Source organism: Alkalicoccobacillus porphyridii (assembly GCF_007293315.1).
GTDB lineage: Bacteria > Bacillota > Bacilli > Bacillales > Bacillaceae_D > Alkalicoccobacillus > Alkalicoccobacillus porphyridii.
The window spans coordinates 1-15,242 of record NZ_VLXZ01000018.1 but is presented as its reverse complement, the minus strand read 5'-3'; the positions used below and the strand labels follow the sequence as shown (position 1 = coordinate 15,242).

The window sequence follows — 15,242 nt, the reverse complement described above, 5'->3', positions numbered from 1 at the left end:
AGTCGTGATAGCTCAGGTACTCCCGCGGTAAGCATGCCCCCATTTTCGGGAGCGGCAGCAAAGAAACCGCATAAAATAGCCGAACAATGTGTCTAACCACGTTGTTCGGCATTTTTGTGGTCGTTTGTCCTAGCCACTTTGCCCGTGTCTTGATAAAACTTGGCCACCTTCACATACTAACCATATTCCTCATACCAACGCTCATTTCCACCCACCAACAAAATGACCGTTGCAACGGTCATTTTTAAAGGAAGCGTTTTCTAAATGGTCAGTTACTATAAACACAAGGGAGGCGTAGCTGTGAGTTCAAAGAATAACCGTGAACAAGATCTTCTATTGTTCCTTTCGAAAAGTCAAAGTTACGTTACCTCGGAGGAATTAGTAGAAGAACTAAAGATTTCTCAAAAAACCGTCTATCGTTTAATCAAAAAAATTAACGATGAGTATATGGACAAACCCTTAATTATCTCAGAGAGAGGGAGAGGATATACATTAGATTACGAAAACTTTATCAGCTATAAAAAAAGCAATAACACATACAAGGAAAATTATCGCTCTCCTAGCGAGAGACGTAATCGCATTATGGAAGAGCTATTGCTGTCTTCTCCTAAGCCGATCAATATTTACGACTTATTTAGCGAATATTATGTAGGCGATTCGGTCATTTCTAATGACGAACAAATCATGGGCGAGGAATTGAAAGCGTTCAATTTAGTCTTAGAGCGAAAAGACAGGAAGCTAGCCATTTTAGGGGAAGAAGCAGATATTCGGAAAGCCATCAAACAAACCAACAAAATTTTTCATGCAATTGATCTCGATGATTTAAAAAACAATCAAGAGCTTAACTTCAATAAATATGACGTGTTGTTTATTCTGGGTCAATTAAGAAACATCGAAAAAGAGTTAGATATCACGATTCCGTACCCGTATAACGTAAATATCTTCTCACATCTCTATATATTGCTAAGTCGCTCAAGAAAAGTGCCTGCCATGTTGTTTAAGGATAAGGTTTCCGATGATGAGATGGATAGTATGACAAGAGACGTTATTTTGTATCCGGTTGCTAAGGATGTGGTTCATAATATTGAAATCTATCTGAACAGCTCCTTGCCGAAGATTGAGATCTACTTTCTTTATCAGTATCTGGTCTCATCGCGAATGCAGGGGTCACTTGCTATAACGACCACATTTACACCAAAGGTCGTAGAAGTGACGAACGCTTATATTGAGGGCATGAGTCAATATCTCGGAATCGAGATCGAAAGTCAGTCGATTTTTATTGATTTAGCAAATCATATCAAACCGATGCTAAACAGATTAGATTATAACATTCGAGTGAAAAATAGCTTGTTGAGTCAGATCAAGGTGACGTACGGAGATGTATTCACAGGTGTCACTCATGTATCTGAGTCAGTAAGTAACACGTGTGACCTACCCTCAATAAATGACGATGAGAATGGATTTATTACGCTCTATTTTGCCAAAGTCATGGTTACAGGGCAGCACCAACGACCGATTAAAACGCTCATCATGTGTACGACTGGAATTGGAACATCAGAGCTATTAAAAGCAAAGGTATCAAAGAAATTTCCTGAGCTAGACATTGTGGACTTAGTTGCTTCTCAAAACATGCAAATGGTGAAGGAGAAATACCCAGGTGCTGACTTGATCCTAAGTACCGTTCATCTTAAAGGTGATATTTCTATGCATCATTTATTAGTAAGTGCAATGTTTACGCTGGATGACCAGAAGAGACTTCAGAGCAAGATAGAGGAGATCTACCATGGACAATAACTCTTTCTATCACGTGTATGTTGATATGGATCTAAAGACAAAAGAAGATGTGTACTCGTTTATCTCCAGTCTTGTCTCGAATGATGAAGCTTCACAAAAAGAAACCATCCAGCAGCTCAATCAACGAGAGCAAGCAGGCAGCACATTAATCGCTGAGCATGTGATGCTACCTCATCTTGAAAGCACTCACATCAAGAAGAGTGAGATCGTGTTTATTCGCTTAGCTGAACCCATCCAAACGTGGGATGCCGAGACAGAAGATATTCGATTATTGATTGTCATTCTTTTAAAGGAAAATGAAAGCGCACAAATAAAGAAAGACATCGCCGCATTCACACGAACATTAGCGGATGATGATTATGTAAATCAATTAGTAACGATTCAAGATAAGGACATGCTTTATAAAGTAATCAAAAAATACTAGGAGGAATTTTTAATGAAAATCGTAGGAGTAGCAGCATGTACAGTAGGAATCGCCCACACATATATCGCACAGGAAAAATTACAGAACGCTGGTAAGAAAGCGGGACATGATATTGCGATTGAAACGCAAGGAACCATTGGAACAGAAAGTGAGCTAACAGAACAGCAAATCGCTGAGGCAGACATCGTCATTATCGCTGCAGATGTCAAGATCTCAGGAAGAGAGCGTTTTGATGGGAAACGAATCATCGAAGTCCCAACAGAAATTGCTGTGAAATCACCAAATAAATTAGTTGAGAAAGCGGTAGAAGTCGTAAATCAACAAAAATAACGGATGGATGGGGAGAAATCAGATGGAAGTCAAAGACATTGTCGATTTAAACACAATCAAAGCTGATTTAAAAGCTAAAAGCAAAGAAGATGCCATACAAGAGTTAGCCGAGGTATTACTGCAAAATGAATATATTTCTGATGTGGATACATTTCTGAAAGATATTTATGCAAGAGAAGCAGTAGGCCAGACAGGAATCGGTAATTACATTGCGATTCCTCATGGAAATAGTGAGGCTGTTCATAAGATTGGAGTAGCCATTGGCATTACTCAGGAAGAAATCGAATGGGAAACACTTGATGGTAAAGGTGTAAAAGGAATTATCCTATTTGCTGTTGGAAAAGAGAATGACGGCGCACAAACCCATCTGAAATTATTATCGATGTTTGCAAGGAAGTTAGGTAACGATGAAGTGATAGAGAGCATGCTTCAGTCAAAAAGTGCTGAAGAAGTGCAAGAGGCTTTATGTAATTAAAACAGATCATCCTAGGGGGATAGAAGATGAAGCAATTTTTAAGAAGTTTAAATCTTAAAGGTCATTTATTAACAGCCATTTCATACTTAATTCCAATTGTATGTGGTGCCGGTTTCTTAATTGCGATCGGAATGGCATTTGGAGGGACAAGCCAAGGCGAGCTTGTTCAAGGTCAGTTCTCCATTTGGGATGCGCTTGCCACAATGGGTGGGGCAGGACTCGGGCTACTACCTGTCGTAATCGCAACGGGGATTTCTTATTCAATTGCCGGAAAGCCAGGAATTGCTCCAGGATTTGTTGTAGGTTTAACAGCTAATGCAATTGGTGCTGGATTCATTGGTGGTATTTTAGGTGGATATGTAGCAGGTTTTCTTGCTTTAGCTATTTTAAAACGTGTCAAAGTTCCAAAATGGGCGAGAGGGTTAATGCCAACGTTAATCGTTCCGTTTTTAACCTCGTTTCTCGGTGGGTTAATCATGGTCTACATTATCGGTATTCCGATTTCTGGTTTTACAGCCCTATTAACGGGTGCGCTAAACAGCTTAGGTTCGTCCTCGTTACTCGTATTTGGTGGAATTGTTGGGATCCTGAGTGGCGTTGACTTTGGGGGCCCAATTAACAAAACCGTCTTTGCCTTTGTATTAACGATGCAAGCGGAAGGGATTAATGGACCGATTACAGCGTTGCAATTAGTAAACACAGCGACTCCAATTGGATTTGGGTTAGCTTACTTCTTAGCGAAAGTATTTGGTAAAAATATTTATACAACTGCAGAAACGGAAACGTTAAAATCTGCTGTGCCAATGGGTGTTGTCAATATTGTTGAAGGTGTCATCCCTATTGTGATGAACGATATCGTGCGCTGTATCATTGCCGTTGCGATTGGTGGAGCAGCAGGTGGAGCCACGTCTATGGTTCTTGGAGCCGATGCAACTGTGCCATTTGGTGGGGTCTTGATGTTGCCAACGATGACACAGCCTTGGACAGGTGCGGTAGCCATACTGGTGAACGTCCTTGTAACTGGTATCGCTTTAGCTCTTATTAAGAGAAACGTGTCGGCAGAAGATGCAGTTACAGAGAAAGTACTGGAAGAAGAAGACATTAGTCTCGATGATATTAAGATTACCTAATGGAAACAAGTTTTGAGGAGGAAGTATGAACATGAAGAAAGTAGAATTTTCGCCATCACTCATGACGATGGATTTAGATAAATTTAAAGAGCAAATTACGTTTCTGAATGATCATGTTGATTCGTATCATATTGATATCATGGACGGGCATTATGTACCGAACATTACGCTGTCTCCATGGTTTATTGATGAGGTACGTAAGATTAGTGACTTACCCATGTCTGTTCATCTTATGGTGACAGAGCCAAGCTTTTGGGTGCAACAGCTAATTGATATGAAGTGCGAGTGGATTTGCATGCATGCGGAAGTACTGGATGGTTTAGCTTTTCGCCTAATTGATCAAATTCAGGACGCAGGCTTAAAAGCAGGGATCGTTCTAAATCCAGAAACGCCGATTGAGACCATCTTTCCTTATATTGAGTTAGTTGATAAGATCACGATTATGACCGTGGATCCTGGGTTTGCTGGTCAGCGTTTTATTGATAATACACTTGAGAAGATTGTGGCGTTAAGAAAATTACGTGAAGAAAAAGGCTATAAGTACGTGATTGAGATGGATGGTTCGTCTAACCGAAAATCATTTAAAAAGATTGATGCAGCCGGCCCTGATATCTATATCGTAGGCCGTAGCGGGTTATTCGGCTTAGATGATGATATCGCAAAGTCTTGGGAAATCATGAGTAAAGATTATGAAGACATGACTGGAAAAGCAATCGTATAAAAATTTTAAAGAGGCTGGCATGTAAACAGCCTCTTTTCTTAGATTAGAGGGATAAAATATGTTTGATAACATTGACCAACTCGGCGTAGATACGCTACGTACACTAAGTATAGATGCCATCGATAAAGCAAATTCTGGCCACCCGGGCTTGCCAATGGGAGCAGCCCCCATGACGTATGCCTTATGGACCAAGCACTTAAAAATAAATCCAGCTACCTCACGTAGCTGGGTGGATCGTGATCGCTTTGTTTTATCAGCGGGGCACGGATCTGCCTTGTTATATAGCATGCTGCATTGTGCAGGGTACCAAGTCACCAAGGATGACTTAAAAAGCTTTCGCCAATGGGACAGTAAAACGCCAGGACATCCAGAGGTAGGGCATACGGATGGAGTGGAAGCAACAACGGGTCCGCTTGGACAAGGCATCGCGATGGCAGTTGGCATGGCAATGGCAGAAGCCCATTTAGCGGCAACCTATAATCGCGATCATTATAATGTTGTGGATCATTACACATACGCCTTATGTGGGGATGGGGATTTAATGGAGGGTGTGTCACAGGAAGCGGCATCCCTTGCAGGCCACCTAAAATTAGGCAAAATGATTGTTCTATATGATTCGAATGATATTTCATTGGATGGACCTACCTCTAAGGCGTTCACTGAACAAGTTGGGAAACGTTTTGAAGCGAATGGCTGGCAGCATATCTTAGTTGAAGAAGGTACAGATTTAGAGGCCATTTCTAAAGCGATTGAAGACGCAAAAGCTGAAACAAATAAACCAACCTTAATTGAGGTCAAAACAGTCATCGGTTTTGGTGCACCAAACGCAGGTACGTCATCGGTTCACGGCGCACCACTCGGCGTAGAGGGAATGGAAGCAGCGAAAAAAGCATACGGGTGGGAGTATCCGGAATTTACGGTTCCGGATGAAGCGGCTGCTCGTTTTAAAGAAACGATTCAAGACCGTGGTCAAGAAGCAGAGGAAGCATGGAACAACATGTTTGACGAGTATGCAGAGGCACATCCTGAATTAGCTAAGCAGTTCAAACAAGCATTTGCTGGTGAGTTACCTGAAGGCTGGGACAGTGAGCTTCCGACTTATGAGGTAGGTGAAAGCCAAGCAAGTCGTGTATCAAGTAAGGACATGCTTCAAGCTTTATCTAAAACGGTACCAAGCCTATGGGGCGGTTCTGCGGACCTATCTGCCTCTAACAATACGATGGTGGCGGCAGAGACAGACTTTCAAGCGGATCATTATGAAGGACGTAACATCTGGTTCGGTGTACGAGAATTTACGATGGCGTGTGCTATGAACGGCATTCAGCTTCATGGAGGAACCTTTATCTATGGTGGCACGTTCTTTGTGTTTGTTGATTACTTACGACCAGCAGTGCGGTTGTCATCGATCCAAAAGGCTCCTGTAACCTATGTGCTGACGCATGATTCGGTCGCAGTAGGAGAAGATGGACCTACACACGAACCAGTAGAACAATTGGCGAGCTTACGTGCGATGCCAAATGTTCATGTCATTCGCCCAGCTGATGGGAATGAAACACGTGCCGCATGGAAAATCGCGATGACATCAAAGGAAACACCAACGATATTAGTGCTTAGTCGTCAAAATCTACCTGTTATTGAAGGGACTAAAGAGCACGCAGATGAGAATGTAGCAAAAGGCGGCTATGTGATTTCCCCTCAAAAAGGTGGTGCGCCGGAAGGAATATTGATTGCCACTGGGTCAGAAGTAAGCTTAGCGATTAATGCGCAGAAAGCATTAGCGGAAGAAGGAATCGATGTATCTGTTGTTTCCTTACCAAGCTTTGATTTATTTGAAGCTCAATCAGCGGAATACAAAGAATCTGTCTTACCAAAAACAGTGACAAAACGTATCTCCATAGAAATGGGCTCTAAGTTTGGTTGGAAAGAGTATGTCGGTGATCAAGGCACTTCATTGTCTATTGATCGTTTTGGAGCGAGTGCTCCTGGAAATAGAATCGTTCGTGAATTTGGTTTCACAAGTGAAGCAATTCAAGATGCTTTTAAAAAGCTGTAAGAATGAATTAAAGGGTTAGGACAAAAGAATTATAACTAATCTAAAAGCTGAAGAATGTTGGAGTCTCTCCATTCATTTTTCGGCTTTTTTATTGTACATAGAGGATTGGAGGTTATCTGAGTGTAGGTGTATCGCTGCCGCTCCCGAAAATGGGGGCACGCTTACCGCGGGAAGGTAATGAGCTAACTCGACTCCGTCGATTTATCTCATTGAACCTTTTCATCCCGCAGGTGTCGGCCCTCCATTTTCGTCCGCTTGCTGAGTGGCGGACATCAAGGATATGAGAGGTGACTTACGTGGAGTCCAGATAGCTTTTCAACTTATTTACTTGCAGATGTACATAAGGGAATTGGAGCATGTCTGAGTATGGGTTCTTCGATCTTCGCTCCCAAAAATGAGGCACACTTACCGAGGAAGTACCTGAGCTAACTGGCTCTGCCGTCTTATATCAATTGAACCTTTTTACCAAGGCTACTGAAAAAGAAGCTTTATATGATAGTGAACCTTCTATTAAACAAAAAAACAGCCCTCCTTTCTTTGGTCAGGAATGTTGGTCATTTGTCTGACCGGGAACAAGAGCGGAAGGAGAAACCGGAGACTCCTACGGAACAGAACGCGTCTGAAGACATTGAAGTGGCGCCCTTTCACTTCAAGGGCTGAGGCCGTTCCCGTGGAAAGCGTAGGTTTCTCCTGTAGCGGATTTGTTGCAATGTACGTGTTATAAGTTGGATTAACAGTTTTCCCCAGTTGCTTTTTTTGTATATTTCAATAAAAAAATCTTATATATCGTTAAAAATTTATTGTTTATCGATAAATGAAATGATATATTCTAATTGATCTAATGTAAATGAGGTGTATATATGAAGAGGGAAACTCTATTTTTGAAGGTAGCTGTGTTTTTAATTGGTGCCCCTGTCCTGGCGTTATGTATATTTTGGGTGCCGCTCATTGCCAGCCAAGCCTCCATCTTTTATCCGACGCTTGCGCATTGGCGCTTTTTGGTTATGGCCGGGTTATACATAACGGCTGTCGCATTTTTTATTGCGTTATATCAAGCAATAAAGCTTCTTCGTTATATTGATAAGAATGAAACCTTCACTAATGGAGCCATTCAAGCACTGACACATATCACAACATGTGCTGTCGTGATAAGTGGCTGTTATGTGTTGTCACTACCAATTTTTTATCTAGTGGCCGAAGCGGACGATGCACCAGGAATTATTGTTCTTGGACTCGTTATTCTATTTGCTTCCACAGTCATAGCGGTGTTTGCTGCTGTATTAAAGAAGCTCTTGAAAAATGCTATTGAAATCAAGTCAGAAAACGACTTAACGGTCTGAGGTGATCGACTATGACCATGATTATAAATATTGATGTCATGCTAGCGAAACGAAAGATGAGTGTTACCGAATTATCAGAGAAGGTCGGGATTACGATGGCGAACCTTTCCATATTAAAAAACGGGAAAGCTAAAGCTATCCGGTTCTCGACACTTGAGGCGATATGCGAAGCGCTGCAATGTCAGCCTGGGGATATTTTAGAATACAAAAGTGATAAGCAGTCCTGATCATAAGGGAGGTTAATCCATGAACGTACTTATTCAGAGGATGGAAACGCGAATACTTGGTGGAATTCTGCAGCTTGTTCGGTTTGGCTGGGAGCAGGCGATGTCCTGCCTCTTTCCTGTTGTCATTTTCGCATCGCTCGCACTAACGCAAGTCATTCCTCTTCCCTTTTTGCCGAGATATGATTGGTTGCTTTTGATCTGCCTAGGAATGCAGTGGTGGATGTTGCGCTCTGGACTCGAGACAAAGGATGAGCTAAAAGTAATTACGCTATTTCACATCATTGGGCTAGCCCTTGAGATATTTAAAGTACAGATGGGGTCTTGGGCGTATCCGGAGGAAGGATTCTTCAAGATCTTAGGAGTACCATTATACAGCGGGTTCATGTATGCGAGTGTAGCCAGTTATTTATGCCAGGCGTGGAGGAGATTAGACATTCAACTGATTAAGTGGCCTCCCTTTTTACTTGTTGTTCCACTTGCAGCAGCGATTTACTTGAATTTCTTTACCCATCACTTTTGGATTGATGTACGTTGGTGGCTCTCCGGCCTTGTAATCATCGTTTTCTGGAAATCATGGGTTTCCTATAAGGTAGGAGAAGAGCGCTACCGAATGCCGATTGCTCTTTCGTTTATATTGATTGGCTTTTTTATCTGGGTTGCCGAAAACATCGCCACCTTCTTCGGCGCCTGGCAATACCCAAACCAAACAGACGTATGGAGCCTCGTCCACCTAAGCAAAATTAGTTCATGGTTATTGCTTGTTATCGTGAGCTTTTTAATTGTGGCAACATTAAAGTTAGTAAAAGGCAAAGATGCGGGAGCATGATTTAACTTTAAAGCATGTCAATTAGCATTTGGTTACGGGCTAATAAATGGAAAGCCATTAAGTGAGTCCCGAAAGCGTAGGTGAAGAATAAATGCCACGTAAGAGAATTCTTTTAGGTTTATCCCTTATTACTTTGGTAGGTATAGTTACACTTAGTATTTTATTCTTTTCATTTTTCTTCCCTGTTGGAAAAATGTTAACAGCATCAACGAATTTAGATAGAGAAGCGCTAGGACCATTTTTAATACATGAACCCTTAAATAAGTCAGATCTTGATTTATTTGACTCTTATGAAAAGAGAAAAGAGTCAAGTGGATACAGCTATTCAAGTGAGGATGCTTTTATATCTACGAATGATCAACAAGAGATTATCTCTATTTCTTCAGGAGAACAATTACGCTTAACTTCTACTATCACAACAGGTAATACAAAAGAAAAAGTGTTACAAACCTACGGTCAAAATTATTACACATATAAGGAAATGGGACTCGGGGACGCAGTAGTCTACATTGATCGCAAAAATAAAATAGAGCTGACACTGTGGATGAGAGAAGAGAAAGTCTGGAATATATGGATTTCATCCTATAAATAAATGTAACCTAACCTTACTGGAATGATTTCCATTGCATGTGACACACCACTCCATCAAATACTACACATATGAGAGGAGTGGTTAGGATGGACGTCATTAAGACATTAGCAGATAAAAGACGCGAAAAACGTTGGAATTTTGAGCGGAAGTTGCTGCAAGACATCACATTAAAAGATATTGAACATCAATACAAACAAACCTTTGCAAGTAGTCTTTCCAAGCAATTCATTGATAGCCCGATGCTTGTAGACCCTAGCCTAGACATCGGCATAGATGCTTATTTACTTGGCGCCGGGTATAGCCGATTTTATCAATACGGAGAGAATGAACAGCAGGCCAAATCTCGAGCGGAAGATGAACTCACAGACCTTTCCTTCGATATGTTTAACCTGTTAATGTGCTGGACAGAGTCGGGGGAGCATTATGGGGACCAGCTGGGGATTGCTTGTGATGTCTACGTGGATCAATTATGGCAAAAGGGCTTTCAGATGGGGGCCAAGCGCTATCGAATGAAGCTTCACTAAATTACTAAAAACTCGTGTTCATAATCTCGACCTTGTCCCAATATACTGTGTTAGGGAATGGGATAAGGGGGATGGGACATGCGTTTAAAATGGATGAAGGTTATTATAGGTTCGCTCTGCGCAGCGGCTTTATTTTATATCATACAGGATCAGCTTCAGAGTGATAAATCAATTGGTTGGCATTTGCCTTTGTCACAGCGTGTCATTGTAATTGATGCAGGGCATGGTGGCATGGATGGAGGCGCAACATCAAATACAGGCTACCTTGAAAAGGATGCCACGCTTGAAATTGCCAAGAAGGTACGTGATTATTTACAGGAAGCTGGCGCCATTGTGCTTTTAACTAGAGAAACAGATGCGGATCTTGCGAATGAGGATACTAAACGAATTCGAACACGAAAAACCGAAGACCTTAAGCGTCGAGCAGAACTCGTAAATGAATCGGATGCTGATATGTTTATCAGCATTCATTTAAATGCCATACCCTCACCGAGATGGCGTGGCGCGCAAACATTTTATCATTTAAATGATCCGCAGAACCAAGTGGTGGCCAAGTTAATCCAAGATGAATTAGTGCGGAATTTGGCTAATACCAATCGGGTGGCTAAGCCGATTCAGCACGTGTACCTGCTAAAAGAAGCCAAGATCCCAGGTGCGTTAATTGAAGCTGGTTTTTTATCGAATCCAGATGAAGCTCAGCTACTAGAAACAGATGAATACCAGGAAAGTGTGGCAGCCTCTATTTATCAAGGAATCCTTCGTTATTATTCCGGCGAGGAGGCTCCTAACTAGTCTCCAGCCTTATTGGTTTAAGCCGCTTCGGGTCTTGTGCTATACTTGAGACACAAGAAGCTTGATGAAGGAAGGGATATATGTGTTAACAGAAGCTGCCATTGTGGAAGCGCTCACCCGCGTGAAAGATCGCGATCTAAATAAAAGCATTACCGAAACAGGAGGAGTCCGCGAGATTAGTCTTGATGGTGATAATGTCAGACTACAAATTGCCTTAGCTCGAACAGGCACCTCTGATCAAATGGAAATTCAACAAGAAGTTGTCAACATTCTCAAGGGAGAAGGGGCTGACTCTGTGGGTCTTCGTTTTACAGAGTTAAGCAGTGAAGAAATCGAAGCACTTGGTGGATTAGGCGAAGAGCCATTTGAAGGACCAGCTATTCTTTCTCCAGAGAGTAAAACGGTCTTTCTCTCAGTGACAAGTGGTAAGGGAGGCGTTGGGAAATCAACGGTTTCTGTTAACCTTGCTGTTGCATTAAGACGACTTGGGAAAAAAGTTGGTATTATTGACGCGGATATTTATGGCTTTAGTGTCCCGGATATGATGGGGATTGAAGAGCGCCCTGTGGTACATAACGAACGCATTTATCCAGTTGAACGTTTTGGCGTGAAGGTTATTTCTATGGGCTTTTTTGTGGAAGACAATGCACCGGTGATTTGGCGTGGTCCAATGCTTGGAAAAATGATTAACCAATTCTTCTCTGAAGTAGAATGGGGAGAGCTTGATTATCTGATTATGGATCTGCCGCCTGGTACCGGGGATGTTGCGCTTGATTTGCATACGATGATTCCGGAATCTAAAGAGATTCTTGTCACGACGCCTCATGCAACAGCTGCATTTGTTGCAGCTCGTGCGGGTACAATGGCGATTAAGACCAATCATCAGATCTTTGGTGTAGTCGAGAACATGTCTTATTTTGAAAGTAAATCTACAGGGGAACGTGAATACGTGTTTGGTACCGGTGGAGGCACTAGGCTTGCTGAGGAGCTAAAAACAGAGGTACTAGGACATATTCCGCTTGGTCAACCCGAGATTGATGAGGATGATTTTGCCCCATCTATCTACGGACCGGAGCATCCTATTGGAATCATCTATACGGAAGTCGCTAAGAAGGTTTTGAACAAACCAATACGGTAAAAATGCAAAGAAGTGGACCCCATATGGATGTGGCCACTTCTTTTTTGTCATCATTAAGGGTTACTCGATTCATTAGAGTTATCGTTTCCGCCCTCATCCTTACCCGAATCAGACTTGTTAGACTCTTCAGCTACCTTTTTTAACATTTCATTAAGCTTCTCCTGAAAATAAGGACTCTCAAAATTTTCTTTCATCACATTGTTTAGCTGCTCGCGATATTCTTTTGTTTTCATCAACTCAAGCGCGGCTTTTTCCATTTCGGGATCCTTTAACACGTCGATTAACATTCCCTGGTATTCTGGGTCCTTCATAAGGGTCTTTAGCATTTTCTCGTTTTCCTGCTGCATGCTTTCGGCAAAGGTTTTCGCAAACTGGGGATCCTTCATAATCTCCTGCCAGTAGGCTTTACCTTTTTCGGAGGTAAGTGTTTGTTCAATGGTTGCTTTAACCATGTCAGTATCCATCACAAATTCCTCGCGCATATCTTCCTCGGTCATTAATTCGTGAATGGCTTCTTTTCCCTCATCTGTTTTTAACATGTCCACCATCATTTTTTTGGTTCCATCGTAGCTTGTATTTGAATGATTGCTTGTATCATTATTTGCACAGCCGGTTAAGAGCAACGCAATCCCCAAGCCAACCGCCCAACAACCTTTACCCATTTTAGAATCCTCCCTTATCATTTCTTCTCTTCTTAATTTGAGATGAAATAGACAAGAATATTCATGGCTTTCATATTAGTTGTGGAAACCTGTCCGCCTCGTTGGTACAATTAAGATAGTTACATACACATTGGGGGATACATCGTGAACAGCCGTAAAGTTGTATTTTTATTTTGGAGCACTCTGCTAGTCGGTAGTATTAGTGGAGGCATTGTAGGAGTTGCTTTAAATTACTCTCTTTACCTTAACGAAGGATTAGCGAATCTTTTCTGGGGAGTCATTTGGGCGCTTGGAATTAGCGCAGCCTTTAGCTTGATTGCGCAGATGGGTTTTTTCGCTTATCTGACCTTACACCGTTTTGGATTAGGGATATTTAAATCCGTTCGATTATGGAATCGCATTCAAGTAATCATTATTGCCTTTGTCCTCTTTGATTTATTTTACTTGCGGTATGCTGCGTTTGCCGAAAGTGGAGAGAGCATGTGGTCCTATCTCATCATTCCAGTCCTTTTGTTTATATATGGCTTAATTGTCGCAGCATTAAAAGCAAAAGCGACAAACCGCCAAGCCTTTATTCCAGCATTATTTTTTATTATTGTAGTAACCTCCATCGAATGGGTACCTGCCCTTACGGCGAATGACCCTAAATGGCTTTGGATCTATTTTGCGCCGCTACTTGCTGCTAATACGTGGCAGCTGTTAGTTCTACATAGGCTAACGGGCACCGGTGCAGACCCATCAATTCAAAAAAAGTCCTGAGTGATCTCAGGACTTTTTTTTATTTATTGAACCTCGCTGCTTTCAGAGTCTGCACCCGTCATCATTTCTTCAATAGAAGAGAAGGTGTATCCTTTGTCCCGGAGCCCCTTAATGATTTCTGGTAAGGCTTTATCTGTTTGCTTCACTGTATCAGATGCATGAAAAAGAATGACATCCCCAGGCTGGGTTTGATCAAGCACGTTGTGAACAATCGCTTCGGTGCCCGGGTTTTGATAATCCTTTGAATCCACACTCCAGTGAATAATACTTAGCCCTTGTTTATCAGCTATGCTTAGAACCTCTTGATTAAAAGCCCCATTCGGTGGACGGAGTAGGGCAGGCTTCTCTTCTGCTAGCTCAGTTAGAATTTGTTGGGACCGGACGATATCTTGGCTTACTTTGTCTTGCTCCCACGTATCATAGTTCTTATATTGATAGCCGTGATTTCCTATCGTAAACCCACGCTTATGAATATCGGCAGCTAATTCAGGATAACGCTCTGCCCACGAAGCGGAGATGAAAAAAGTTGCTTGTTCCACACCTTCTAACTCCAGTGCATCTAAAATAGGCGTTAATCTTTCTTCGCCCCAGCTTACATTAAAGGTTAACGCAATATTTTTAGTATCTGTTTCCGCTCGATAGAAAGCTTGTGGCCCACTTTCAGTCGTAAATACACTCATCGTATTACGTTCTAAATAAATCCAGCCCGCGGCAAAAAAAGCTGCTACTAAGATAATGGTAATGGCTCTCCAATTCTTTGCGTTAATAACCCAGATTCCATTCACCTTCCTCGCCCCTTCATATGGTTTGTACTCAATTTATGCAGAAGCGGACAAGATATGAATAAAAAGATGAAAACAAGAAAAGACTGAGAGCTATGCTGTTTGAATGAAGAGGTGAATGGATGCTTGGGATGATGTTGACTACAAAAGAGGCCAGAGAAGTGGAGTATATGTTAAAGAGAGAGATGGAGGAAATCCTGCTAGATTTGTCGGATCCGCGTATCGATCAAGTAGTAAAAAATGTGATGGATGAGAAGTATGAGATTCTCTATGGATTATATAAACGATTTGGGACGCCAAGGGATCAGATGAAATATGCTCTTGCAAAAAATAATTCCAAAATAAAATGAAAATTATTTTTCGAAAATAATGATTGACGTCTTTTATCGAAGCGTGGTATATTCTTAATTACCGCCGAGGAGTCAAAACGGTGGTCAATAATTTTTTCTAAAAAAAAGAATTGACTTTCGAGTTGCTCTAAGGTAGAGTAGTAAAGGTCGCCACAGCGATCAGAAGTTCTTTGAAAACTGAACAGAAGCCAAGCGTACGAAGAGATACACGATATCTCATAGTAATAGAAAGTCGTAGTTTTACTACGCAAAGCAAGTCAGCAATGAGCAATCAGCTCATCCACTTTTATGGAGAGTTTGATCCTGGCTCAGGACGAACGCTG

General features: G+C 41.8%; 18 protein-coding genes. 16 read left to right on the top strand and 2 right to left on the bottom strand.

Going from position 1 to position 15,242, the window contains the following annotated elements:
• The first annotated feature begins 300 nt into the window (after positions 1-300).
• From FN960_RS19170 to salA, 14 genes are all read left to right on the top strand, one after another.
• Positions 301-1,794 (top strand): BglG family transcription antiterminator, encoded by a 1,494-nt coding sequence (locus FN960_RS19170; RefSeq protein ID WP_143850487.1) that lies wholly within the window; start codon positions 301-303, stop codon positions 1,792-1,794.
• A complete protein-coding gene (locus tag FN960_RS19165; protein ID WP_143850486.1) occupies positions 1,784-2,218 on the top strand; it encodes a PTS sugar transporter subunit IIA in 435 nt (144 codons plus the stop codon). Before FN960_RS19170 ends, FN960_RS19165 begins: the two co-directional genes overlap by 11 nt.
• Before the next feature lie 12 nt (positions 2,219-2,230).
• A complete protein-coding gene (locus FN960_RS19160) occupies positions 2,231-2,548 on the top strand; it encodes a PTS fructose transporter subunit IIB (protein ID WP_143850485.1) in 318 nt (105 codons plus the stop codon).
• A gap of 22 nt (positions 2,549-2,570) precedes the next feature.
• Positions 2,571-3,023, top strand: a complete 453-nt coding sequence (locus FN960_RS19155; protein ID WP_143850484.1) for a PTS sugar transporter subunit IIA — start codon at positions 2,571-2,573, stop codon at positions 3,021-3,023.
• A gap of 26 nt (positions 3,024-3,049) precedes the next feature.
• Entirely contained in the window at positions 3,050-4,153 is a 1,104-nt protein-coding gene (locus tag FN960_RS19150) for a PTS fructose transporter subunit IIC (RefSeq protein WP_143850483.1), read from the top strand.
• Positions 4,154-4,184: 31 nt separating this feature from the next.
• Complete coding sequence (gene alsE, locus FN960_RS19145) at positions 4,185-4,874, top strand: D-allulose 6-phosphate 3-epimerase (RefSeq protein WP_143850482.1); 690 nt, start codon at positions 4,185-4,187, stop codon at positions 4,872-4,874.
• A 58-nt stretch (positions 4,875-4,932) separates the two neighbouring features.
• The gene (tkt, locus tag FN960_RS19140; RefSeq protein ID WP_143850481.1) at positions 4,933-6,927 is read left to right on the top strand and encodes a transketolase; all 1,995 of its coding nucleotides are present in this window, start codon (positions 4,933-4,935) and stop codon (positions 6,925-6,927) included.
• 860 nt (positions 6,928-7,787) lie between these two features.
• Complete coding sequence (locus FN960_RS19135) at positions 7,788-8,267, top strand: DUF2975 domain-containing protein (RefSeq protein ID WP_143850480.1); 480 nt, start codon at positions 7,788-7,790, stop codon at positions 8,265-8,267.
• 11 nt (positions 8,268-8,278) lie between these two features.
• Positions 8,279-8,494: a helix-turn-helix domain-containing protein gene (locus FN960_RS19130; RefSeq protein ID WP_143850479.1), complete on the top strand. Its 216-nt coding sequence runs from the start codon at positions 8,279-8,281 to the stop codon at positions 8,492-8,494.
• Between the two features lie 19 nt (positions 8,495-8,513).
• Positions 8,514-9,320 carry a DUF817 domain-containing protein gene (locus tag FN960_RS19125; protein WP_143850478.1) on the top strand — a complete coding sequence of 269 codons (807 nt, stop codon included), beginning with the start codon at positions 8,514-8,516 and terminating at the stop codon, positions 9,318-9,320.
• Positions 9,321-9,411: 91 nt separating this feature from the next.
• Positions 9,412-9,912 (top strand): hypothetical protein, encoded by a 501-nt coding sequence (locus tag FN960_RS19120; RefSeq protein ID WP_143850477.1) that lies wholly within the window; start codon positions 9,412-9,414, stop codon positions 9,910-9,912.
• Positions 9,913-9,998: 86 nt separating this feature from the next.
• Positions 9,999-10,436: a DUF2521 family protein gene (locus FN960_RS19115; protein ID WP_185971113.1), complete on the top strand. Its 438-nt coding sequence runs from the start codon at positions 9,999-10,001 to the stop codon at positions 10,434-10,436.
• Positions 10,437-10,514: 78 nt separating this feature from the next.
• Positions 10,515-11,228, top strand: coding sequence for an N-acetylmuramoyl-L-alanine amidase CwlD (cwlD, locus tag FN960_RS19110; protein ID WP_143850475.1), 714 nt, complete (start codon positions 10,515-10,517; stop codon positions 11,226-11,228).
• 82 nt (positions 11,229-11,310) lie between these two features.
• On the top strand, positions 11,311-12,366 hold the full coding sequence (salA, locus tag FN960_RS19105; RefSeq protein ID WP_143850474.1) for an iron-sulfur carrier protein/transcriptional regulator SalA: 1,056 nt from the start codon (positions 11,311-11,313) through the stop codon (positions 12,364-12,366).
• A 53-nt stretch (positions 12,367-12,419) separates the two neighbouring features.
• On the opposite strand, the gene gerD is transcribed toward salA, so the two are convergent.
• Positions 12,420-13,028: a spore germination lipoprotein GerD gene (gene gerD / locus FN960_RS19100; RefSeq protein ID WP_143850473.1), complete on the bottom strand. Its 609-nt coding sequence runs from the start codon at positions 13,026-13,028 to the stop codon at positions 12,420-12,422.
• Positions 13,029-13,172: 144 nt separating this feature from the next.
• Here gerD and FN960_RS19095 point away from each other — a divergent pair, with 144 nt between their 5' ends.
• Positions 13,173-13,787, top strand: coding sequence for a KinB-signaling pathway activation protein (locus tag FN960_RS19095; RefSeq protein WP_143850472.1), 615 nt, complete (start codon positions 13,173-13,175; stop codon positions 13,785-13,787).
• 23 nt (positions 13,788-13,810) lie between these two features.
• Here FN960_RS19095 and pdaB read toward each other — a convergent pair whose 3' ends face one another.
• Positions 13,811-14,572 (bottom strand): polysaccharide deacetylase family sporulation protein PdaB, encoded by a 762-nt coding sequence (gene pdaB, locus FN960_RS19090; protein WP_143850471.1) that lies wholly within the window; start codon positions 14,570-14,572, stop codon positions 13,811-13,813.
• A gap of 119 nt (positions 14,573-14,691) precedes the next feature.
• On the opposite strand from pdaB, the gene FN960_RS19085 reads away from it, so the two are divergent.
• The gene (locus FN960_RS19085; protein WP_143850470.1) at positions 14,692-14,919 is read left to right on the top strand and encodes a hypothetical protein; all 228 of its coding nucleotides are present in this window, start codon (positions 14,692-14,694) and stop codon (positions 14,917-14,919) included.
• The last annotated feature ends 323 nt before the right edge of the window (positions 14,920-15,242 follow it).